19 protein-coding genes and 1 pseudogene are annotated in these 21,922 nt (G+C 69.1%); 5 read left to right on the forward strand and 15 right to left on the reverse strand.

The features are described from left to right. Positions 1-744: 744 nt before the first annotated feature. The 7 genes and pseudogenes from ACWPV3_RS00150 to ACWPV3_RS00180 form a co-directional block, all read right to left on the reverse strand. Positions 745-1,143: pseudogene (locus tag ACWPV3_RS00150) on the reverse strand (HK97 family phage prohead protease); the annotation flags it as partial. Between the two features lie 191 nt (positions 1,144-1,334). Then, positions 1,335-1,568, reverse strand: coding sequence for a hypothetical protein (locus ACWPV3_RS00155; RefSeq protein WP_292086822.1), 234 nt, complete (start codon positions 1,566-1,568; stop codon positions 1,335-1,337). Continuing rightward, positions 1,565-2,737 (reverse strand): phage portal protein, encoded by a 1,173-nt coding sequence (locus ACWPV3_RS00160; protein ID WP_453976382.1) that lies wholly within the window; start codon positions 2,735-2,737, stop codon positions 1,565-1,567. The genes ACWPV3_RS00155 and ACWPV3_RS00160 overlap by 4 nt, the downstream gene beginning before the upstream one ends. 26 nt (positions 2,738-2,763) lie before the next feature. After that, complete coding sequence (locus ACWPV3_RS00165; protein WP_453976383.1) at positions 2,764-3,963, reverse strand: DNA-packaging protein; 1,200 nt, start codon at positions 3,961-3,963, stop codon at positions 2,764-2,766. Continuing rightward, positions 3,905-4,318 carry a hypothetical protein gene (locus ACWPV3_RS00170; protein WP_453976384.1) on the reverse strand — a complete coding sequence of 138 codons (414 nt, stop codon included), beginning with the start codon at positions 4,316-4,318 and terminating at the stop codon, positions 3,905-3,907. Before ACWPV3_RS00170 ends, ACWPV3_RS00165 begins: the two co-directional genes overlap by 59 nt. 133 nt (positions 4,319-4,451) lie before the next feature. After that, complete coding sequence (locus tag ACWPV3_RS00175) at positions 4,452-4,913, reverse strand: YcgN family cysteine cluster protein (protein ID WP_453976385.1); 462 nt, start codon at positions 4,911-4,913, stop codon at positions 4,452-4,454. A 9-nt stretch (positions 4,914-4,922) separates the two neighbouring features. Continuing rightward, positions 4,923-7,316 (reverse strand): ATP-binding protein, encoded by a 2,394-nt coding sequence (locus tag ACWPV3_RS00180; RefSeq protein WP_453976387.1) that lies wholly within the window; start codon positions 7,314-7,316, stop codon positions 4,923-4,925. A 196-nt stretch (positions 7,317-7,512) separates the two neighbouring features. On the opposite strand from ACWPV3_RS00180, the gene ACWPV3_RS00185 reads away from it, so the two are divergent. Continuing rightward, positions 7,513-9,336: an ABC-F family ATP-binding cassette domain-containing protein gene (locus tag ACWPV3_RS00185; protein ID WP_453976388.1), complete on the forward strand. Its 1,824-nt coding sequence runs from the start codon at positions 7,513-7,515 to the stop codon at positions 9,334-9,336. A 9-nt stretch (positions 9,337-9,345) separates the two neighbouring features. On the opposite strand, the gene ACWPV3_RS00190 is transcribed toward ACWPV3_RS00185, so the two are convergent. Continuing rightward, positions 9,346-9,519, reverse strand: a complete 174-nt coding sequence (locus ACWPV3_RS00190) for a hypothetical protein (RefSeq protein ID WP_292086815.1) — start codon at positions 9,517-9,519, stop codon at positions 9,346-9,348. 66 nt (positions 9,520-9,585) lie between these two features. On the opposite strand from ACWPV3_RS00190, the gene ACWPV3_RS00195 reads away from it, so the two are divergent. After that, complete coding sequence (locus ACWPV3_RS00195; protein WP_453976389.1) at positions 9,586-10,566, forward strand: alpha/beta hydrolase; 981 nt, start codon at positions 9,586-9,588, stop codon at positions 10,564-10,566. Between the two features lie 21 nt (positions 10,567-10,587). Here ACWPV3_RS00195 and ACWPV3_RS00200 read toward each other — a convergent pair whose 3' ends face one another. After that, positions 10,588-13,485: a PAS domain S-box protein gene (locus ACWPV3_RS00200; RefSeq protein ID WP_453976390.1), complete on the reverse strand. Its 2,898-nt coding sequence runs from the start codon at positions 13,483-13,485 to the stop codon at positions 10,588-10,590. A gap of 707 nt (positions 13,486-14,192) precedes the next feature. On the opposite strand from ACWPV3_RS00200, the gene ACWPV3_RS00205 reads away from it, so the two are divergent. From ACWPV3_RS00205 to ACWPV3_RS00215, 3 genes are all read left to right on the forward strand, one after another. Continuing rightward, entirely contained in the window at positions 14,193-15,239 is a 1,047-nt protein-coding gene (locus ACWPV3_RS00205; RefSeq protein WP_453976392.1) for an ABC transporter substrate-binding protein, read from the forward strand. Between the two features lie 112 nt (positions 15,240-15,351). Beyond that, entirely contained in the window at positions 15,352-16,062 is a 711-nt protein-coding gene (locus ACWPV3_RS00210; protein WP_453976393.1) for a hypothetical protein, read from the forward strand. Further along, positions 16,059-17,174, forward strand: a complete 1,116-nt coding sequence (locus ACWPV3_RS00215) for a DUF2336 domain-containing protein (protein WP_453976394.1) — start codon at positions 16,059-16,061, stop codon at positions 17,172-17,174. The genes ACWPV3_RS00210 and ACWPV3_RS00215 overlap by 4 nt, the downstream gene beginning before the upstream one ends. Before the next feature lie 210 nt (positions 17,175-17,384). On the opposite strand, the gene ACWPV3_RS00220 is transcribed toward ACWPV3_RS00215, so the two are convergent. The 6 genes from ACWPV3_RS00220 to cysK form a co-directional block, all read right to left on the reverse strand. Further along, positions 17,385-17,813, reverse strand: a complete 429-nt coding sequence (locus tag ACWPV3_RS00220) for a MucR family transcriptional regulator (RefSeq protein WP_292181494.1) — start codon at positions 17,811-17,813, stop codon at positions 17,385-17,387. Between the two features lie 150 nt (positions 17,814-17,963). Next, entirely contained in the window at positions 17,964-19,184 is a 1,221-nt protein-coding gene (locus ACWPV3_RS00225; protein ID WP_453976395.1) for a DUF2336 domain-containing protein, read from the reverse strand. Positions 19,185-19,230: 46 nt separating this feature from the next. After that, a complete protein-coding gene (locus ACWPV3_RS00230) occupies positions 19,231-19,491 on the reverse strand; it encodes a zinc ribbon domain-containing protein (protein ID WP_292086805.1) in 261 nt (86 codons plus the stop codon). A gap of 2 nt (positions 19,492-19,493) precedes the next feature. Next, positions 19,494-20,162 carry an OmpA family protein gene (locus ACWPV3_RS00235; protein ID WP_453976396.1) on the reverse strand — a complete coding sequence of 223 codons (669 nt, stop codon included), beginning with the start codon at positions 20,160-20,162 and terminating at the stop codon, positions 19,494-19,496. Then, complete coding sequence (locus ACWPV3_RS00240; protein ID WP_453976397.1) at positions 20,159-20,716, reverse strand: hypothetical protein; 558 nt, start codon at positions 20,714-20,716, stop codon at positions 20,159-20,161. Before ACWPV3_RS00240 ends, ACWPV3_RS00235 begins: the two co-directional genes overlap by 4 nt. A 105-nt stretch (positions 20,717-20,821) precedes the next feature. Beyond that, positions 20,822-21,802 carry a cysteine synthase A gene (gene cysK / locus ACWPV3_RS00245; RefSeq protein WP_453976399.1) on the reverse strand — a complete coding sequence of 327 codons (981 nt, stop codon included), beginning with the start codon at positions 21,800-21,802 and terminating at the stop codon, positions 20,822-20,824. Positions 21,803-21,922: the final 120 nt, after the last annotated feature.

A 21,922-nucleotide genomic window follows, 5' to 3' on the forward strand; every position in this document is an offset into this window, starting at 1 on the left:
TTCGACCCGAAATCGCAGCGGAGTGCCTTCCGAAGGAAACCTCTCCGGCTTGTCGCACGCTGAGCTGGAAAAGGAAGCAGCGCGCGTAGCGACCCGGTTAGCCACACCCCTGTCGCCGCGACTCTCGAAACTCTTCCTGAAGAAGCGTCACGCGATCCGAGCCGAACAGGCTCGGCGCCTGGACTAAGATTCGCAACGAGTCGAACGCCGTCACGGGCTCGCAACCCCGAACCGCCCGCCCGGCAGCATAGGAAACGTTACCAGCGTTCTCGGCTCTCATGCGGGAGAGAGGACGGCGGAACAGTTTTGCGCTACCTTCGCGGCGTGAAACACAAGGTGCTGACCGCCGTCGCCCACAACATAGCTGACTCCCTGGCTAGCGGGATCGGCTTAATGATTGGCGTCTACGAAATGGACATCTTTGGGGAAGCCTCTCGAACCCAAGAAGGCTTCATCGAGGTCGATTTCCTTACAGGCGCGACCCAGGGCGGTAAGCCGTCCAGATCGCTAGCGAAGGCCATCGCGCTATACTCAGACGCCCTTCCCGCCTTCTGCGAGAAGCAGGGCGTGTCGTTGTCCGACTTTCACAGGGTAAAGGCCCGATATTCCGGTTGCTGGCCAGACCATTCTGTGGTCATCGAGGTACAAGACGCGAACGGCAAGGTCTCGACCGACAAATATGTTGGTGCCCCGCTTCGGCGGCCCCGAGTGCTGGATTCGCTTGGGAGAATACGGCGGCTAAAGTCAGGTTAAACAGAACCGCGCCCCGACCAGAGCCGGGAAAACGACCAGAGACACCTCCCACAAATCCACCGCGCTCAGCACCCTCAGCCGCCCCTCGCGCCGGGCCCTGGCGGCGCGATAGCCGATGGACAGGCCGTCCAGCGCCCCTGCCCGGCTCAGGGCGGCGGCGAAACGGGCCTGGGGCGACCAGTCCTCGATCCGTCCACGGACGAACAGGCCGCGCTCGTCCTCGACGATCTGCTCCCACACACCGACCGGCGCATGGGCGTCGTGCTGGTTCAGCATCCGCACCCCTGCGGCCCCCGTCCGCGCCAGACTGTCGGCGAAGGCCCCCGCCTGCACCACGTCCCCGTTCAGGTCCGCCACGCCCCACAGGGAGGCGTAGCCTTCGATTTGGAGCGCACCGGAACTCTCCCTCCCCCCGCGGGGGAGGGTGGTCGAGCCGTCAGGCGAGACCGGGTGGGGTCGGCCGGGAAAAATCCTACCGACCTGTTTTGTTTCCAATCGAGCGGCCTTCTTGGGCCGCCCCCACCCGGTCGCTTCGCGACCACCCTCCCCGCAGCGGGGAGGGAGAAGATTGCGTTCGTCCCTCATTTCCCCTCCAGCCGCCGTTCGATCCGGTCCACGGCCGCCCGCGTCGCCTCGCCCTGGGCCTCCAGCCGCGCCAGACGTTCGGCGACCAGCCGCTGCTCGCCCACGCGCTGCTCCAGCGTCGTGATCCGCGCCGCCGCCCCGCCGGCCCAGATCAGCCCGCCCAGCGTCTGCACCGCCACGGCGATCAGCAGGGCGGTCGGCACGCGCCGGATCTGCGTCTCCTCGCTCATTGGCCCAGCCCCGCCATCCGACGCCGCTCGTCCTCGGTCAGAAAACTGGCCGCTTGCAGCCGCGCCCACAGAGCGTCGCGCTCGGGCTGCAACGCCGAAACCGCGTCCAGATCGGCCCTGATCTCGCAGTCGGCGAACCGTTCGCCCAGCCAGCCGGTCATCGCCCCCGCCGCCTTCCTGACCAGCGGGATCACCGTCTGGCGCCAGAAGGCCGCATTGGCCTCGCGATAGTTGGCGTAGGTCGCGTCGCCCGGTATCCCCAGCAACTGCGGCGGAATCCCGAAGGCCAGGGCGATCTCGCGCGCCGCCGCATGTTTGCCCGCGGTGAAATCCATCTCGGCCGGCGTCAGGCTCAGCGGCTTCCAGTCCATCCCGCCTTCCAGCAGGATCGGCCGCCCCGCGTTCGTCGCCCCCGCATAGACGTTCGACAACTGATCCTTCAGCGCCTCGAACTGCCCGTCGGTCAGCCGTTCGCCGTTCCTCGCCCCGTAAACCAGCGCCCCCGACGGCCGCGCCGCATTGTCCAGCAGGGCCTTGTTCCAGGCGCCCGCCGCATTGTGCGCGTCCACCCCCTGCGCCGCCGCCTCCAGCGGCGACAGCCCGTACCAGTCGTCCAGCGGGTGCCACAGTTTCAGGTGCATCACCGGCGCCCAGCCGTCCGCCGCCCGCCCGATCCGAACCGACCGTCCGTCCACGGAATAATCCCACGCCTCGGGCCATCCTGACCGGCCCGGAACCACCTTCACCCGGTCGGATCGCAGCGCCCACAGCTCGTCCGGCGCCCCGTCCCCGTCCGCATCGCCGGTGGCCTCGACATAGGCGTTGCCCGACACTTGAAGCGCACCATAGACCGCCTCCATCAGCTCAGCCCCCGACTGTTCCGGGTTGGGCCTGCGGATCAGTTTCGCCAGCGGATGACTGTCGTCCCGCGCGCCGTCCACGAACACCGCGAACGGCGCAGACGCCGCCGCCTCCGCGATCATGCGGATGCAGCGATAGGCCACCGCATTCTTCTGATACCCCTCGCGCGCCAGGCTGGCGTAGTCGTTAGGCGTCCAGCGCGGCCGCCCGACGCCCGACAGGGCGATCACACCGCCCGCCCGGCTCTCCTTCGCCTCGGGCGCGCGCCCGCGCCCCGCCTGGCCGAACGGCCATCGGATCGAAACCATCGTCTTCTCCACCTCGATTGCGGCCGCTAGAGCCGTCTCACGCTCGGCCCCTGGCCTCCAGGCCGAAGCAGCAGCCGCGTCACCGCCCAGACCAGGGCGTCGGCCCGGTCGGGGCTGGGTCCGCCCTCCCCGCCCAGGGCCAGCATCTCCTCCTCAAGGGCGGGAAAGTCGCCGCAATGGATCACCCGCCCCTGTTCGTACAGCAGGGCCACCGGCTCGGCCCGCGCGGCCTTGGACCGGGCGGCGTGAACCATCGTCACCGGCGCCCGACACCCGGCCTGGGCCAGGATGGTCCGCACCATCTCTCCGCCCTGATTGACCTCGGCCACCACCTCCTGGGCGCCATGATCCTCGGCCGCCCGGACCGCCGCCTCGGCCCATCCCTTGGGCGACAGGCCGCGCGCCGTCCGGTCGTCCAGGATGAAGGCCCGCCCGTCCTTTCGCCCCGCCGCCACGATGCCGCAGGCGTCGCCGTGAGCGCTGGCCGGCGGATCGACCGCCACCACCACCCGCTCCAGGTCCGGCGGCCGCGCGCCGCGCGCCCGTTTCAGCTCGGCGGCGCGGAACAGGGCGCCCTCGCCCTCCACCACCACGCCGTCCAGCTCCTGCGCCTCCAGCCGCGTCCCGCCATAAACGGCCTTCAGATGCGCCAGAAAGCCGGGCGCCAGGTTCCTGGCGTTCTCCGCCGTCCCGGCCCGGTCCGTCACCGTCCCTGCCTCGGCCATCAGCCGCCGCAGCGCCGGGATCGGCCGGGGCGTGGTCGTCACCGCCAGCTTGGGATCGCCCCCCAGCCGCAGCCCGAACCTCAGGTTCGCCAGCACCGCCTCGGGTTTGCGCCAGGCGCAGAATTCGTCGGCCCAGGCATGGTGGAACTGCGGCCCTCTCAGACTGTCGGGATCCTCGGCCGAAAAGGCGTAGGCCGCCGAACCGTTTCGCCACAGCAGCCGCCTGCGCCCCGCCTCCCAGCGCGGCCGGTCGCCCGGTTCGGCCAGGGCCTTGATCCCCGACGCTCCCTCCACCATCACCTCGCGCACGTCGTGAAGGGCCGGCCCCACCAGGGCGAACAGACTGCCCGGCGCATCACGGGCGATCGCGTCGATCCACACCGATCCGGCGAAGGTCTTTCCCGCCCCGCGCCCGCCCAGCAGCAGCCAGGTCCGCCAGTCGTCACCCTGAGGATTCAGCTGATGCAGATGCAGGCGCGTCGCCCGGTCCAGCCGTCGCAAGTCTCTGTCGTTCAGCTGCTTCGGATCGCTTGATCTCCAGAAGGGCGTCCATCCGTTCGCAGTTGACTTCCAGTCGGGCGCGGACGCGCTCGGTTTCCTCGGGATCGTAGGATCGTCCACCCATTTCGTCCTCTTCGCTGTCTTCGGCCTCGAGGCGGGGACGGACGGCCTCCACCAGCCTGGCCGCGCGGGCGATCACGCCGACGCGCCGCGCCAGCTTCTCCGCCCCGTCCGGGTCCAATTTCTCGTCGGTGCAGACGGCGTCGGCGGCCCGTTCCACCGCCGCCTTCAGTCGCTCGAACAGCGGCCCCAGCCAATCCGCCGCGCCGCCCGCCGTCTCGTCTTTTCCCGCCATGCCCAAACCCTAGCGGACCAGCGTCCTCAGGCGTGCAAAGGCCCGCGAGAAAAACCTAAGGTCTTGTTTTAAGACGGATCAGGCCAGCGTCATTGTGCGCCCAGGCCGTCGCGACCTGGCGCCCGAAAACGTCTCAGCCGCGTTCCAGCGCCCATTCCGGCGCCTCGAAGTCCAGCGCGTCCTCGGGCTCGGCCAGAGCCAATTCCGAGATGGTCTGGCCCCGCACCGACACCCCCGCCGTATGCACCGTCTCGCGGCTGCCCGAGATCAGAGGATGCCATTTCGCCAGCGGCCGCCCCTCCTGCAGCCGGCGATAGGCGCAGGACCTGGGCATCCACGCCAGCGCCTCGATGTTGTTGGGCGTCAGCTTGATGCAGTCCGGCACCTGCTTCTTGCGGTTGGCGTAATCGGAACAGGCGCAGGCCTGGGGATCGAACAGCTTGCAATGCACCCGCGTCGGGATGACCTCGCCCGTGTCCTCATCCTCGAACCGCACCAGGCAGCACAGGCCGCACCCGTCGCACAGCGCCTCCCACTCGGCGGACGACATCTCGGCCAGGGTCTTGGTTTCCCAATAGGGTGCGACTGCGCTCATGCGCGGTCCTTACGCCGCGGCGGCGTCCGTCTCAACGGCTCGGGCGGTCATGACCGCATTCATGGCCGTCAGCAGCTCGGTCGGCCGGATCGGCTTGCCGACGTGGGCGTCCATCCCCGCCGCGCTGCAAGCCTCGATCTGATCGGGCTGGACATTGGCCGTCAGGGCGATGATCGGCGTGCGCCCGACCGGCCCCTCCAGCGCGCGGATACGTCGCGACGCCTCCAGCCCGTCCATGTTGGGCATGTGCACGTCCATCAGGATCAGGTCGTAGGCGCCGGTCTGCGCGGCTGCGACCGCCTCGGCCCCGTCCGTCGCCGTCTCCAGGCTGACTCCCAGGCTTTCCATGATCGCGGCCATCAGTTCGCGATTGGCCGCCACGTCGTCGGCCATCAGCACCCGCAGGGCGCCGGTCGGACCCTGCGCCGCCTCGGGCGCCTGGGCGTCCACGGCCGCCGGATCGGCGACCTCCAGCGGAACCTCGATCCAGAAGACCGAGCCCTGGCCCGGCGTGCTGTCCACCCCGACCGCCCCGCCCATCACCTCGGCCAGCCGCCGGCTGATCGCCAGGCCCAGGCCGGTCCCGCCGTACTGGCGCGTGGTCGAGGCGTCGGCCTGCATGAACCGGTCGAACAGGGTCTTGGCCACCTCGGGCGTCAGGCCGATGCCGCTGTCGCGCACCGCGATCCTCAGCCGACCGTCCGCCACGCTCATCAGCAGCGCCACCTCCCCCTCGGCCGTGAACTTCACCGCATTGGACAGGAAGTTCAGCGTCACCTGGCGCAACCGCCCCGCGTCGCCGTTCAAGGCCTCGGGCACGGTCGGATCGACCTCGACCTTCAGACGCAGCCCCTTGGCCTCGCACTGGCCTTCCACGATCCCCGCCGTGGTCTCGGCCAGGTCGCGCGGCCGGAACGGCACGGGGTCCAGCCGCACCGCCCCCGCTTCCAGCTTGGAATAGTCCAGGATGTCGTTGATGACCGCCAGCAGGCTCTCGCTCGCCGCCGCGATCTTGCGGACGCGATCGCGGTCCCTGGCGCTCAGCTCGGCGCTGTCGTTCAACAGGCCGGCGAAGCCGATCACGCTGGTCAGGGGCGTGCGCAGCTCGTGGCTCATATTGGCCAGGAACTCCGACTTGGCGCGTGATCCGGCCTCGGCGCGATCCCGCGCCTGCGTCAGGGCGTCTTCCAGCCCCTTGGTCTCGGTCACGTCGCGGCACTGGTTCTGGAACTCGACGACCCGCCCCTTGGCGTCGCGGATGCTGGCCACCCGGCTCTCGAACCACCGCATCAGGCCGCCTGGCCCCAGGGCGCGGAACCGCACCGGCGGCATGTCGCCCTGCGCGCCCGATGTCAGATAGGCCACCAGATGGTCCATCAGCATCGGCCGGTCGTCGGGATGCACGAACTCCAGCAGCGACCGCCCCACCACCGCCTCGCGCTCCAGCCCATAGCGGCCGATCGACGGCGACACATAGGTCAGGGTCCCGTCCACCCGGTGACACAGGACCAGATCGCTGGACCGGTCGGCCAGCAGACGATACCGGCTCTCGCTATCGGCCAGTTGCCGCTTGGAGCCTTCCTCGTCGGTGATGTCGCGGAAGACGCCGAACACCGAGGCCACCTCCCCGTCCGCCCCGCGCTCGCAGTCGGCCTGCGCCTCCACCATGCGGATTTCGCCATCCGCACGGTGGACGCGGGACCGCAGCTTGTAGCCGACGCCCTCGACGAAACACCGCTCCAGCGCCGCCTCCAGCACGCCCCGATCTTCTTCGAGGTACAGGGCCACGGCGTCGTCCACGGTCGGGTCGAAGGTCGCCCGGTCCAGGCCGAAGATGCGATAGATCTCGTCGCTCCAACCGACCTGACGCGTCTTCACATCGATCCACCACTGGCCGACGCCCGCCATTTCCTCGGTCAGTCGCAGCAGCTCCAGCTGCTCGCCCTGACGCCGGACCGAATCCGCCTGGATGAAGACCTCCGACGCCATCTGCCCCAGCATGCGCAGCGTCTCGACCTCGCGCCGCGACAGGGCCTTGCGCGGCCGGCTGTCCATCACCCCGATGGCCCCGACCGCCCGGTTGAACCGGTCCACAATCGTCACCCCGGCGAAGAAGCGCAGATAGGGCGGCCCCACGACCATCGGATGGTCCCTGGTGCGCGGATCCGTCCGCCCGTCCTCGATGATCGTCACGGCGTCGGGGCCCTGGGCGATCATATAGTGGCTGATCGTCGACGCGCGCGGCAGGACGTCGTAGCCCAGGCCGATGCGGGAATGGAACACCGTCTGCTCCCCATCGACCAGCGACACCATCGCATGCGGCATGCCGAAGATGTTGCAGGCCAGATTGGTCAGGCGGTCGAACGGGCTGTCCAGGTCCAGCGTCTGGCGGGCCTCTCGCATTGGGACACGGGAACGCGGCTGTGACATGGCTCCATCAAAGCCCAACATCTGAAATTTTCAGTTACTGATGAGAGGCTTCGTCGCAGTCTGCCGGGGCCGCCCCTAAGGTTGCCAACCTCGCAATCTTAGGGCGTTTGGTCCGGCGAGATCGCCGGTTTCGTCCAAGGTCATGGCGGATCGCCGGCCCCTCCTCTATATGGCCGCGATGGCAGCCAGACCCCCTCTCGTCGCGCTCAAGGACGTCCGCCTTCAGGACGGCCAGCGCCCCCTGTTCGACGGCGTCGATCTTGCAGTCGAACCGCGCAGCCGCGCCGCCCTGGTGGGCCGCAACGGCGCGGGCAAATCCACCCTGATGAAGGTGGTCATGGGCCTGATCGAGCCGGACAGCGGCGACCGTTCGGTCCAGTCCGCGACCCGTTTCGCCTATGTGCCGCAGGAGCCGCTGATCACCGGCGAAACCTTGCTGGACTACGCCTCGTCCGGCGAGGCCGAGAGCTGGACCGCCGAGGCCTGGCTGACCACCTTCGGCCTCGACCCCGCCAAGTCCACCAAGGGCCTGTCGGGCGGCGAGATCCGCCGCGCGGCGCTGGCCAAGGCCTTCGCCGAAGAGCCCGACCTGCTGCTGCTGGACGAGCCGACCAACCACCTCGACATCCTGGCCATCGAGCTTCTGGAGAACGAGCTGATCTCGGCCCGGTTCGCCCTGCTGGTCGTCAGCCACGACCGCGCCTTCCTGAACCGCGTCACCGACACCGTCCACTGGCTTGAGGGCCGCCGCGTCCGCACCCTGAACAAGGGCTTCGTCCAGTTCGACGAATGGTCGACCAAGGTGCTGGAGGAAGAGGCCGAATCCCTGCGTCGCCTGACCAAGACCATCGAGCGCGAGACCGCCACCTTCTACTCCTCCATCACCGCCCGCCGCAGCCGCAACGAAGGCCGCGCCCGCTCGCTCCAGGCGCTGCGCGCCGAACGCGCCGAAAAGATGAAGGACGTGCCGCGCGAACTGTCCCTCGGCGTCGATTCCGGCGCCACCTCGGGCAAGCTGGTCGCCGAGATCAAGGGGGTGTCCAAGGGCTACGACGGCCGCACCCTGTTCAAGAACCTCACCACCCGCATCATGCGCGGCGACCGGCTGGGCATCGTCGGACCCAATGGTGCGGGCAAGACCACCCTGGTCAAGACACTGCTGGGCGAACTGGCGCCGGACGAGGGAACCGTCCGCATGGGCGCGAACCTCGAACCCGTCTATCTGGACCAGTCGCGCGAGGGGCTGAAGTCGGACATGACCCTGTGGGACGCCCTGACGCCCGGCGGCGGCGACAGCATCATCGTGCGCGGCGTCTCCAAACACGTCGCCGCCTACGCCAAGGACTTCCTCTTCTCCGAGGCCCAGTTGCGCCAGCCGATCTCGACCCTGTCGGGGGGCGAGCGCAACCGCCTGCTGCTAGCCCGCGCCCTGGCCAAGCCCGCCAATCTGCTGATCCTGGACGAACCGACCAACGACCTGGACATGGACACGCTGGACAAGCTGGAGGAGTTGCTTGAGGGCTATGACGGCACCCTGATCCTGGTGTCGCACGACCGCGATTTCATCGACCGCCTGTCCACCTCGACCCTGGCCCTGAACGGGCGCGGCGACATCGTCGAGACCCCCGGCGGCTGGACCGACTTCATCCGCCAGAACCCCGGCTTCCTCCAGCCCGGCGCCAACCCCCGCCCTCAGGACAAGGCCGCCGCCGAGCGCGCCGCCGCCAACCCCGCGCCCGCCACGGTTAAGAAGGCCGGCAAGCTGACCTTCAAGGACGCCCACCGGCTGAAGGAACTCGAAACCCTGATCGACACCCTTCCGGCGACCATCGCCAGACACGACGCGAGCCTGGCCGATCCCACCCTCTACGCCCGCGACCCCAAAGCCTTCGACGCCGCCATGAAGGCCGCCGAAAAGGCCCGCGCCGACCTGGACGCCGCCGAGATGGAGTGGCTTGAACTGGAAGAGAAGAAGGCGGCCCTGGCGGGCTGACGACGGGGCTCAGTCCGGCCCCTTCGCGTGATCCTTCGCCTTTCCCTTGGCGGCGTAGGTCTGAGTCACGGCGACGATCACCGCCGCGCCCAGGCCCAACGGGAACCACAGGCCAAATTTTCCGGTCAGCAGGCCGATCAGGCCGAAAACCAGCACCACGCCAAAAGGGGTCAGCTTTTTCATGGGGACCAGCCTAGCGCAGCACGGCCGGCTCTTGAAACTCTTGGCCTGCTCACCCACTGCTCAGGCATGACCCTGCGTGTCCACACCGTCGAGTTTCCGCCCGCCCAGTTGGCGGCCCAGCGGCGCATCGACGCCGTCTTGGCTCGCGCGCCGCGCCTGCGCACCGATCCGTGGCGGGTCGAGGCGGGCCAGCGACTGTCGGTCTGGCTGGACGCGGCGGCGGGTCGGGTCACGGTCCCCCGCCTGAAAAAGCGCGGCGTGACGGTCGAGATCGTCCAGACCGAAGGCGACCACCCGGTCCCCTTGCGCATCCTGCATCCGGCCGAGACGCCGCGCGCGATCGTGTTGGACATCCACGGAGGCGGCTGGGTTTTGGGCAGCGCGGGGCTGAACGACCGGCTGAACGCCCATCTGGCGCACCATGGCTTCTGCGTCGTCTCGGTCGACTACCGCCTGCTGTCCGAACGGCGCGGAATCTATATCGACGCCGCCATCGCCGACTGCTTGGCCGGCGCCCTGTGGACCCTGACCCATGTGGATCGACTGGGCGCGGCGCCGGTCTTCATCGCGGGCGAATCCGCCGGCGGCCATCTGGCGGCCCTGACCGCCGTCGCCCTGCGCGACCTGGGCCTGATCGACCGGGTTCGGGGCTGCGTCTTCACCTATGGGGTCTTCGACCTGTCGGGGACGCCGTCGGTGCGCGCGGCGGGGCCCGAGACCCTGCTGTTCAACGGTCCCACCATGCGGGCCGACCTGGCGCGCCTGGCGCCGGATCGGGACGAGACGGCCCTTCGCGCGCCCGACGTCTCCCCCCTCTACGCGGACCTGACGGGCCTGCCGCCCGCCCTGTTCCTGGCCGGCGAATACGATCCCCTGTTCGAGGACAGCCTGCTGATGGCGACCCGCTGGGGGCAGGCGTCCGACGCCGACCTGATCCGCGTGCCCGAGGCGCCGCACGGCTTCCTGCATTTCGGGGGGCCGGCCGCGCGCGGCGCCCGCACCGCCATCCGCCGCTGGCTGGACGCGCGGATTGGATCGCAAGACTAGCCCCTCTTCGTTCGGGGCCGTTCAGCTCTCGATCAGTTCGCGGATGCGCCCGCCCAGGGCCTCCATGGCGAAGGGCTTGGTCATGACGTGCATGCCGGGATCCAGCTGGCCGTTGCCGACCACCGCGTTCTCGGCGTAGCCGGTGATGAACAGCACCTTCAGATCGGGGCGCGCCGCCCGCGCCGCATCGGCCATCTGGCGGCCGTTCATGCCGCCGGGCAAGCCGACGTCCGTGACCAAAAGGTCGATCCGCGCCTCGGACTGGAGCAGCTTCAAACCCGTCGCCCCGTCCGACGCCTCGATGCAGTGATAGCCCAGGTCGTGCAGAATCTCGGCGACCAGCATCCGCACCGTCGGCTCGTCGTCCACGATCATGACCGTCTCGCCGGCCTGGGCGCGGGGCGGCTGCTCGACCTCCAGGACCGGCTCGTCCGTCTCCACCGCGCCCAGATGGCGGGGCAGATACAGGCACACCATCGCCCCGTCGCCGGGCTCGGAATAGATCCGCACCTGCCCGCCCGACTGACGCACGAAGCCATAGATCATCGATAGGCCCAGCCCCGTCCCCTGACCCAGCGGCTTGGTGGTGAAGAAGGGTTCGAAGGCGCGGGCCGCCACCTCGGGCGTCATGCCGCCGCCCGTGTCGCTGACGCAGATGGAGACATACTGCCCCGGCTCCAGGTCCTGGGCCTTGGCCATGCGCGCGTCGATCCAGCGATTGGCCGTCTCGATGGTCAGCCGACCGCCCTCGGGCATGGCGTCGCGCGCATTGATGCACAGGTTCAGGACCGCGTTCTCCAGCTGGTGCGCGTCGATCATGACGGGCCAGAGGCCGGCGCTGGCCACCACCTCCAGATGGATGGCCGGTCCCGTCGTGCGGCGGATCAGATCTTCCATCCCCCGGATCAGTCGGTTCGGATCGGTCGGGCGCGGGTCCAGCGTCTGGCGGCGGGAAAAGGCCAGCAGGCGGTGCGTCAGGGACGCGGCCCGTTTCGCGGCGCCCTGAGCGGCTGCGGCGAACCGCTCGACGTCGTTGTGCCGCCCCTGAGCGATCCGGCTGACGATTATCTCCAGACTGCCGGTGATACCCGCCAGCAGATTGTTGAAGTCGTGGGCGATGCCGCCGGTCAGTTGACCGACCGCCTCCATCTTCTGGCTCTGACGCACGGCCTCCTCGGCCTGCATCAGGGCGCTGGTGCGCTGGGCGACCTGCTCTTCCAGCGTCTCGTTGAACCGCGCCAGTTCGGCCGCCTGGCGGCGCAGATCCTCGATGTCGGTGTTGGAGCCGACCCAGCGCGTGATCCGGCTGTCCTCGTCGTGGACCGGTTCGGCCCGGACCATGAAGGTGCGATAGACGCCGTCGTGGCGGCGGATGCGGAACTCGGTCTCATAGATCTGGCCGCTGGCCAGGGCCCGCGTCCAGGCCTCGGTCGCGGCGCCCACGTCGTCCGGGTGCACGTTCCTCAGCCACCCCTCCGACCCGTCCAGATCACCCGGCGTCCCGCCCGTATAGGCATAGACCTGGGGGTTGCACCAATACAGGGATCCGTCGGGCCAACTGGCCCAGATCTGGTTCGGCGTGGCCTGGGCCAGGACCCGGAACTGGGCCTCGCTGTCGCGCAGGGCGGCGCTGCCGCGGGCGCGTTCGCTGGCCATCCGCACCCGCTCGGCCACGTCGCGCATCAGTTTCAGATCGTCGTCGCTCCAGGCCCGGGGCGTGGCGTTGTTGACGAAGACCAGGGCGACGACCCGCCCCTGTTCCATCAGCGGCATGTTGATGAAAGACCCGGCGCTGATGGCCTTCAACTGGTCGGCCGTCGCCGCCGTGCGCGGGTCCAGGGTCACATCGGCGATGGCCACCGTCTCCCCCGCCTTGATGTCGTCGATATAGGAGCCGTAGTCGCGAAAGCTCAGCACCCCGGCGATGCTTTTCACGCCCGGCTGGTTGAAGTCGCGCTCGATGGTGATGGTCTCGGACGTCGTGTCGATCGTGCCGTAGCCGGCGCGGCTGACGCCCAGGGCGCGCGCCAGAACCTCGGCCGAGGCGTGGGCGATGTCGCCGGCGTCGGTCAGGTCGCGGATGGCGTCGCCCAACTCCACTAGCGCCCTCTGGCGCGCCTCGGCCTGTTTGCGCTCGGTGATGTCGTTGAACAGTATGGCGACGCGATAGGCGCCCGGCTGGCCGATCCGCAGCGCCTGCACGTCGTACCAGCGCCCGAAGACGTCGGCGGGGTTCTCGAACCTTGCCGGCTCGCCGGTGCGCGCCACCGCGCCATACAGATCGAACCAGTGCCGCTCCAGCCCCGGCGCGATCTCGCTGACCCATCGGCCATAGGGATCGACCAGGCCGGTCATCTCCTCGAACGCCGGATTGCCCTCCACGATGCGATAGTCGATCGGCCGATCGTCGGCGTCGAACTTCATCTCGACGATGCAGAAGCCGGTCGCCATGGCGGACAGCATGGCCCGATAGCGCGCCTCGCTGGCCGCCAGCACCTGGTCCGCCTGGCGCAGGTCGGTGACGTCCACGCCCTGGACGAAGATGCCCCAGACCTGGCCCGCCGCGTCCTTCAACGGCTGATAGACGAAGTCCAGATAGCGATCGACAGGCGTGCCGCCGGGCTCCGGCTGGACGGCGAACAGGGCGCTTTCGGCCCGGTGCGCCACCCCTGTGCGATAGACCTGATCCAGCAGGTCGACATAGCCCTGCTCGGCCGCCTCGGTCAGGGCCTCGGCCACCGTGCGGCCGATCACCTCGCGCCCGCCGATCAGCTGCTGATAGTCGGGATTGGTCAGTTCGAACCGATGCTCGGGCCCGACCAGCAGCGCCATGAACCCCGGCGCCTGGGCGAACATCTCGCCCAGTTGAACGGGATCGAAGGCGGTCTGGACGGCCGACCCGGAAACGGTTTTGGACAAGCGGATCCCCCAAGGACGTACGGCTGAACCTCACAACCCGGATGGGGCGAACTCGTTGCAGGCCGAACGGTGCGAAACCGCACGCAGCAGCGATTTCGCGTCTTCTTGTGGACAAGGCAACGGCCTGATCCGCCAGCGCGAATTTGATCCGTCCACCGATATTCACAGGCTTGTCCACCGCGACGGGCCCGGTGATGCACACGGACGCCGCTCGGGGCGCTTGCCTCATAGCCGATTTCGTCGGAACGTCAACGGGCCAAGGGACACGGCGGCGCGGAAATCCGGGGAGACCCGGACCTCAAGCGAACCGGCCCGGCTCTACGACCCGACGTTTCGGGCGGTTTTCGGACCGTAACGGGCGACGGGCGGGATCAAGGCTTCGGACTTCGAACGATCCTCGGATCGGCGGCGTCAGAGGAACCGGATCGGGATCGAAGGACGGCGCGGACGCAATCCGCGGAACGCCGGAGACCCGGAGCGCGACAGGATACAGCCGACCGTCCTCGAAGGGTTCGCCCCGCGACGACGCCCAGGCCGAGGTCCAGACCCGAACGGCCAAGTCCAACCCGGACTTGGCGAGGGGACGAAGTCGATGGGTCCGCCCGAAGACTTCGTCCCCTCGCTCAATTCTGGGCGCGACGTTCCTCGGGGGCGCCGATGCAACCTGCCGCCTTTCCATCGCCGTCGTCGCCCCGTAAAGCAGGGACATGTTCCAGCGTGGGAATCGCACCCTCCTGACCCGCCGCAACGCCTTGATGGCGGGGGCCGTCGCCGTTCTGGGCGGCGCGGGCCTGAGTCTGAAGGCTTGCGACCGCGCCGAGGCGCCGGTGGACGAACAGGGACGCGTGCGGCTGCGCTTCGCCACCGACTGGCGCGCCCAGGCCGAACATGGCGGCTTCTATCAGGCCCTGGCGTCGGGGGCCTATGAGAAGCGCGGGCTGAACGTCCAGATCGTGCAGGGCGGACCCGGGGTGAACATGCCCCAGTTGCTGGCGTCCGGCGCGGTCGAACTGGGCATGGGGTCCAACAGTTTCGTGCCGATGAATCTGGTCGCATCCGGCGCGCCGGTGAAGGCGGTCGCGGCCTTCTTCCAGAAGGACCCGCAGATTCTGATCGCCCATCCCGATCCGGCCTTGAAGACCATCGCCGAGCTGAAGACCCGGCCCTTCCTTCTGGCCGAGTCGTCGCTGAACGGCTTCTGGGTCTGGCTGAAGGCCAAATACGGCTTCACCGACGCCCAGGTCCGCCCCTACGCCGGCGACCTGAAGGCGTTTCTGGAGGACCGCCGCGCGGTGCAGCAGGGCTATCTGACGTCCGAACCCTATCGCGTCGAGCAGGAGGGCGGGTTCGAGCCCAAGGTCTTCCTGCTGGCCGACGACGGCTACCCGTCCTACGCCGCCATGGTGCTGGCGCCCAACGCCTTCGCCCGGGACAACGCCGCCGCCCTGCGCAGCTTCATCGCCGCCTCGGCGGAAGGGTGGCGCGACTATCTGAGAGGCGACGCCTCGGCCGCCGACGCCCTGATCCGCAAGGACAACCCCGACATGACCCAGGCCATGCTGGACCAGGCGCGCGACAAGCTGCGCGACAACGCCGTCGTCGACGGGGGGGACGCGGCCCTCTACGGCCTGGGCGCCATGACCGAGGACCGCTGGCGCGCCTTCTTCGAGGCGACCAGCCAGACGGGCGTCTACGACCCCGGCCTGAACTGGCGCGAGGCCTTCACCAACGCCTATCTGCCCGGCCGAGGCTGAGCCCCGCCCCCGCCCCGCCTGGCGCCCTCGCCTATCGTCGGTCGCCGCGTTAGCGCGCGATTAAGCGGTGACGCCTAAGCTGTGGGCGACCCTTCTCCGCGGGAGCGCCGCCTTGCGCCATCTGATCGCCCAGCCGTTCGTGATCCTGTTGTCCGCCATGACGCTCGCCTGCGTCATCGCCGGGCCCGCCGCCGCGCAACAGGCGCCGACCAACGGCGCGGGCCTGCGCTACCTCTCCTGGCCCGGAAAGCCCGCCGTCGCGGCGAGCCCGACCCGGCGCCCGACGACGGTGGCCCTGGCCGGCGGCGGCGCGACGCGCGACCCCGCCCTGCCGCCGCTGGCCCGCCTCGACGCCCCGGCGCCGGCCGGCCCCGCAGCGACCGCGCCGAACGCTGTGGCGTCGCCGCATCGCGGCCTGACGCCAGCGACCGCGTGGAGCGCGCCGACCGCCGCCGCCGAGCCCGTCCCGGCCATGGTCGATCCGATGGCGCCGCGACGCGACGCCGCCATCTTCCGCCTGCAGCGGCCCCAAGGCGTGGAGCCGGCCCCGCCGGCCGCTGCCGCTCCGAACCAGATAGCCGCCCTTCAGCCTCAAACCCAGGCCCAGGGCGTGCGCTACTATTCCGTCCACCGTCAGGCGGGCCGCCATCCGGACGCGATCCCGGCCCCGCAGCAGACCTATCTCGACGCCCTGCCGGTCGAGATGAGCCAGACCCCATCCTCCACCGACCTTGCCCAGCCCGACGCCCCGCCCGCCCTGATGCGCGACGCCTCCGGCAAGGTGCGGCCCATGCCCCAGACCGAGCCCGACGCCCTGCCATGAACGCCTCTTCCGCCGTCGAGTCCGCCACCATCCAAGCTTCGCGCCTGCCCGACCTGATCGCCCTCGCCGGCGAGGAGTCCAGCGAGAAGCGTCGCCTGCTGCTGCGCGAACTGACCGACCACTTCTTCGGCGCCGCCGAACACAACGCCAACGAGAACGCCCTCTACGGCGATGTCCTGGCGCGGCTGTGCGACGACATGGAGGTGGTGGTGCGCGCCGAACTGGCCGCCCGTTTCGCCCCGGCCCCCAACGCGCCGCACAGCCTGATCCGCCGCTTCGCCCATGACGCGGTCGAGGTCGCCGAACCGGTGCTGCGCGTCTCCCCGGTGCTGACCGACGACGACCTGATCCAGGTGGCGCGCAAGCGCGGCCAGGCCCATCTGCGCGCCGTCTCGGGCCGCGCCGTGGTCTCCGAGGCGGTGTCGGACGTCATCGTCGAACACGGGGACGACGACACCCTGAACGCGCTGCTGCGCAACGACGGCGCCCGCCTGTCGCGCGCCGCGTCCGAGACGGCGGTGGAACGGGCCAAGGTCAACCCCGCCCTTCACGCCGCCACGGTCGAGCGCAAGAGCCTGCCCGCCGACCTGCTGAACGAGATGTATTTCGCCGTCGAGGCCCGGCTGCGTCAGCAGATCCTGGAGCAGAACGCCCGTATGGACCCCGAACTGCTGGAGGCGGCCCTGGCCGCCGGCCGCGCGCGGGTCGCCGCCGAGGACGGGGCGCTGCCGGCCGACTACGCCGAGAACCTGGCCTATGTCGACGAACTGCAGGCCGCCGGCCAGCTGACGCCCGAGGTGCTGATCCGCTTCCTGCGGGCGGGCGGCCGCACGCCGTTCCTGATCGCCCTGTCAAAGCTGGCGGACGTGGATTTCCATACCGCGCGCGGCATCGTCGAACGCAAGGACCTGGACGCCCTGTCGGTGGTCTGCAAGGCGGCGGACATGGACCGCGCCATCTATCTGACCTACGCCGTGGCGGTCCTGGGGTCCGAGGACAATCCGATGGGCAAGGCCGCCGCCTATGGCCGGATGTACGGCGAACTGACCCGCGACGCCGCGCTGCGCACCCTGCGCTTCTGGCGGATGCGCCGCGGCGCCCAGGCGGCGTAGACACCCGGCCCTCTCCGCTCATCCCTGCGAAAGCGGGGACCCAGTGCTTTGGCGATAGGCGTTTAGGCCGGAACGAATGGTGGTCTAGCGCCAGGCGATGCTTAAGGTCTGGGTCCCCGCTTTCGCAGGGATGAGCGGAGACTTGAGCCCCCAAAGCAAAACGCCCGCCTCCTTTCGGAAACGGGCGTCGTCAGGTCGGAAAGGACCGGCTTACTTCTTGGCGCGCGGGGCGCGGGCCGGTTTACGGCCGCCCTGGCCCAGCCCCATCTGCTTGGCCAGTTCCGAACGCGCCTTGGCGTAGTTCGGGGCGACCATGGGGTAATCCTTGGGCAGGTTCCACTTGGCGCGGTATTCTTCGGGGCTCATGTCGTATTTGGTGCGCAGGTGACGCTTCAATGACTTGAACTTGCGGCCGTCTTCCAGACAGATCAGGAAGTCGGGATTGATCGACTTGCGGATCGGAACAGCCGGTTCCTTGGGTTCGGGCTCGGGCTCCACCGGACCGGCGGTGACGCCCGACAGCGCGGCGTGAATACTGGCGATCAGCGACGGCAGGGTCTCGGCGGCCACGGTGTTGTTGCCGACATAGGCCGACACGATGTCAGCGGTCATTTCGAGCAGTTGGGGATTCTCGTCCATTCTCGGCTTCGCCTTCGGCTATATTCAGTTCGACTGAAACGCCAGCCGATTCCCTGGAACAGAGTTGATAGTGTTGTTCGCCCACAATGGCAACACAGCATCGTCACGCGTAATCAAACGTGTGAAATCCCTATTTGGGATTGCATGATCTTAGCGGCGAAAGTCTTCGGACAGAACCATCATCGCCGCGCGCGCCGGGGCGGAATACTCGTCCACCGCCTCTTCATCGCCGTCTCGGATCGCGCGCAGAAGCATCGGCGTCAACGCCGACGACAAAGTCCAATTCCAGTAACGCAATACGGTCTGGGCGCGATCGACCGCCAGCATCTCATAGGTGATCTGAACCCGTTCCCAATCGGGATGTATAGCGCCGTCCGGCGTCGTCTCCGGGCGCCGCATCGACCGCCACAGGTTCAGCAGATCGCTGCGCGACAGCCCGGTCGCCTTGCACAGGATCGCCAGCGGCTCGCCGCCAGGATCGCCCAGCAGCTTGGCGCCCGTCAGCGGTTTCAGCCCCGCCAGGAAGGCGATCTCCGAGGCCGTCTCGCGGGTCAGGCCGTCGCGCGCCGCGACCGCGATCGCCTGCTCCAGGCTGTCGAACGGGCTCTTGTCTATGGCGGCGCGGCTGCGCTGGCGTCGCTCGATGAACTGCAACGCCTTGCGCACGACAGGATCGGCCCAGTCCTCACGCGCGGCCAGGGCGAAGACGTCTTCGGACACCTCCTGCATCACTTCGCGCGAGACGGCGAACCGTTGCAGGATCGTGCGGCGCTCGTCGGGGCCGCACCACCAGAACATCACATAGGCCCCGGACGGACGCAGTTCCGGCCGCTTCAGCAACGGGGCGCACAGCGGGGGATGCTGGCGGCTGAGACCCACCGCCTCCTCGATCCCGACCTGGGACAGGCGCGCGGTCGCGTTGCGCAGCACGGCCTCGATGACCGCCAGCTCTTCGGAGGCCGTCAGCGCCTCGGTGACGATCTCGCTCAGGCCCCGGCGCACAGCGATCAACCGCCTGTGTTCGGTCCCGGCGTCGCGGGCGCAGGCCACCAGATCGGCGTCGGTCAGGGCGGCGCAATGCTCGATAAGAAGGCCCGCGATCTCGGGCTCGTCGCGCAGCAGCAGCCGCGTCACGCTGTTGGGCAGTTCGGCCAGCGGCGCCAGGCGGTTCGCCACGCGACGACGCTCCTGCGGCGAGGCCAGACGCAGCATCTCGACCAGAAGATCGCCCGTCACCGCCCGCTCGAAGGCGTTGATCCGGCTGCCGGGCAGGGAGACCACGTCGGCCAGCCGTTTCAGCAAGGCCTGACGCGCCTTCGCCGGCGTGTCCGGGAGGGCGTCATCCACGATCATGGCCGAGGCTTCGCTCATGCCGCCATCCTAGACCGCCAGGGTTAACCGGGCGTGAGCCGCCGGCTCAGTGTCTGTAGATCACCACCACGATGGCCAGGATCACGAACAGCAGCAGCGCCAGGATACGCGCGATCCAGGGGGCGGCGACGAAGACGCCCAGAACGGTGAAGCCGCTCTTGACCGCCTCGGGTCGGGTCAGGGCCTCCTTGAACGTGCCGCCGCGCGACGTCGCCGTATCGGCCGCGATGGGATGTCCGCAGTTCGGACAGGTCGGGGCGGCGGGGGATACCTGGCGACCACAGGCGGGACAGGGGATCAGGGCCATGTTCAACCTCCTCCGCTGGCGCGCGGCGTGATGCGGATCTCGACGCGGCGGTTCTTCTGGCGGCCGTCGGGGTCGTCGGCGCCGTCGGGCCGGGTGTTGGGGGCGACGGGCCGCCGCTCGCCGAAGCCCTCGGCCTTGATCGATCGACCGGCGGCGGGGGACTGCAATCGATCCGCCACCGACCGCGCGCGGCGCAGCGACAAGGCCTCGTTGTAGGCGTCGTCGCCCTTGGCGTCCGTATGGCCCCCGATCGTGATCTGGGCGCCGGGATAGCTTTTCAGCAGTTCGGCCGCGCGGGCCAGGGCGGGTTCGGCGTCGGGTCGGATGGTCGCCTTGTCGAAGTCGAACAGCACGTCGGCCGGCAGATCGACGACGATGGCCCCGTCGCTGCGCCGCGCCTTCAGTTCGGTCAGCAGGCCGCGCGTGGTCTCGATCCGATCCGGCGCGACTTCGGAGGCGACGAAGACGCTCTCCAGGCTGCTGTCCGGCCCAGCCTTTTCGAACACCGTGCGCGGCGCGTTCGGATCCTTTTCGAAGGTGGAGGCCATGCCGATGGCGCTGCCGGACATCAGCCGCACCGTGAGGGCCGAGGCTACATCGGGCGCCAGGCCCGCGGCCAGCAGGGCGGCCGCCAGGACGGGGGCGTGCGCGGCCCCGTGCCGCCCCGTCATCCCGCGCCTCCCGCCGCCTGGGCGGTCAGGGGCACGTCGATCCGCAGGAAGGGGCCGATGATGCTGTCGGAGGTGGAGCCTTCGTTGAACACCAGCGAAATCTTCTGCACGTCGCGCGGCACGGCGCCCATGAAGACCAGACGGCCGTTCATCGTGTCGCCGCGAACGATGTTCATGTTCGGATTGCCCTCGGGCGGCTTCAACCGCAGCTTCTGGCCGTTGGGCAGTTCGATATAGGTCTCGGTCGAGGCCATCTCGACGTTGTTGGTCTTGTCGCCGCCGAAGGAGATGCTGACGTCCACCACGGTAGCGTCCTCGGCCAGGTCCACGTTCTTGACCCGCACGGTCGCGCCCACCTCGGTCACGCCCTGGACATCGACGGGGATGCTGCGCGTCTGGCGCGGCTGGGCCGTGACAGGGGCGCCGGCGGCGGCGGCGGCCTGCTGTTCCGGCGTCATGGCGGCGTCGGGCTTTGCGTCGTTGTTCGAACAGGCGGCCAGCGCCAGGGCCGAAACCCCGGCGAGGACGGTCAGACGAAGGGCGGCGGTGGACATGGAACGCTCCGGCGTTGTTGATCCGCCGCGCGCGGTCTCCGCCATGGACAGGCGGAGCCCCACGCGCGTCGAAGGCGAAACACCCGAGCCGGAGAAAGGCTCCGCTTACAGCCCTTCGAACAGGGCCGTCGACAGATAGCGTTCGGCGAAGGACGGGATGATGACCACGATGGTCTTGCCCGCGTTCTCCTCACGCGCGGCCAGGCGGAAGGCCGCCGTCAGGGCCGCGCCCGAGCTGATGCCGACCGGGATGCCTTCGACGCGGGCGGCCTTCCTGGCCATGTCGAAACTGTCGTCGTTGGAGACCTGCTCCACCCCGTCCACCACCGAGGCGTCGTAGACGGCCGGCACGAAGCCCGCGCCGATGCCCTGGATCTTGTGCGGACCCGGCTGGCCGCCCGACAGGACCGGCGACGCCTCCGGCTCCACCGCGATCATCCGGACCGAAGGCTTCCTGGCCTTCAGCGCCTGGCCGACGCCCGAGATGGTGCCGCCCGTGCCGACCCCCGCGACGACGATGTCCACCGCCCCGTCCGTGTCGTTCCAGATCTCCTCGGCCGTCGTGACCCGGTGGATGGCGGGGTTGGCCACGTTCTCGAACTGCGAGGGGCTGACGGCGTTCGGCGTCGTCTCCAGCAGTTCCTGGGCGCGGGCGATGGCGCCCTTCATGCCCTTTTCTGCCGGCGTCAGCTCCAGCTGGGCGCCCAGGAGAGCCAGCATCTTGCGCCGCTCGATCGACATGCTCTCGGGCATGCACAGGATCAGCTTCAACCCCTTGGCGGCGGCGACGAAGGCCAGGGCGATGCCGGTGTTGCCGCTGGTCGGTTCGATCAGGACGGTGTCCTTGTCGATCTTGCCCGCCTGCTCCAGCGCCTCGACCATGGCCACGCCGATCCGGTCCTTCACCGAGGCGATGGGATTGAAGAACTCCAGCTTGGCCAGGACCGTCGCCTTGGCGCCGTATTCGGCCGACAGACGCGGCAGGCGCACGATGGGCGTGTCGCCCAGGGTGTCGACGATGGAGTCATAGACCTTGCCCCGCCCCTTCTTCAGGTGGCGGGAAGCGTCGTAGCTGAAGTCGGTCATGGGGAGGTCTCCGGTGCGTCTGTTCGGCCTGCATAACAGATAAGGCCGGACCGCGATCCGCAAGAGGCCGTCGGCGAGGATTTCTAAGGGCGCCGATAGAAGGGCTGATGACGCGTTCGC

The sequence above is a fragment of the Brevundimonas sp. Marseille-Q4549 genome (assembly GCF_976940555.1).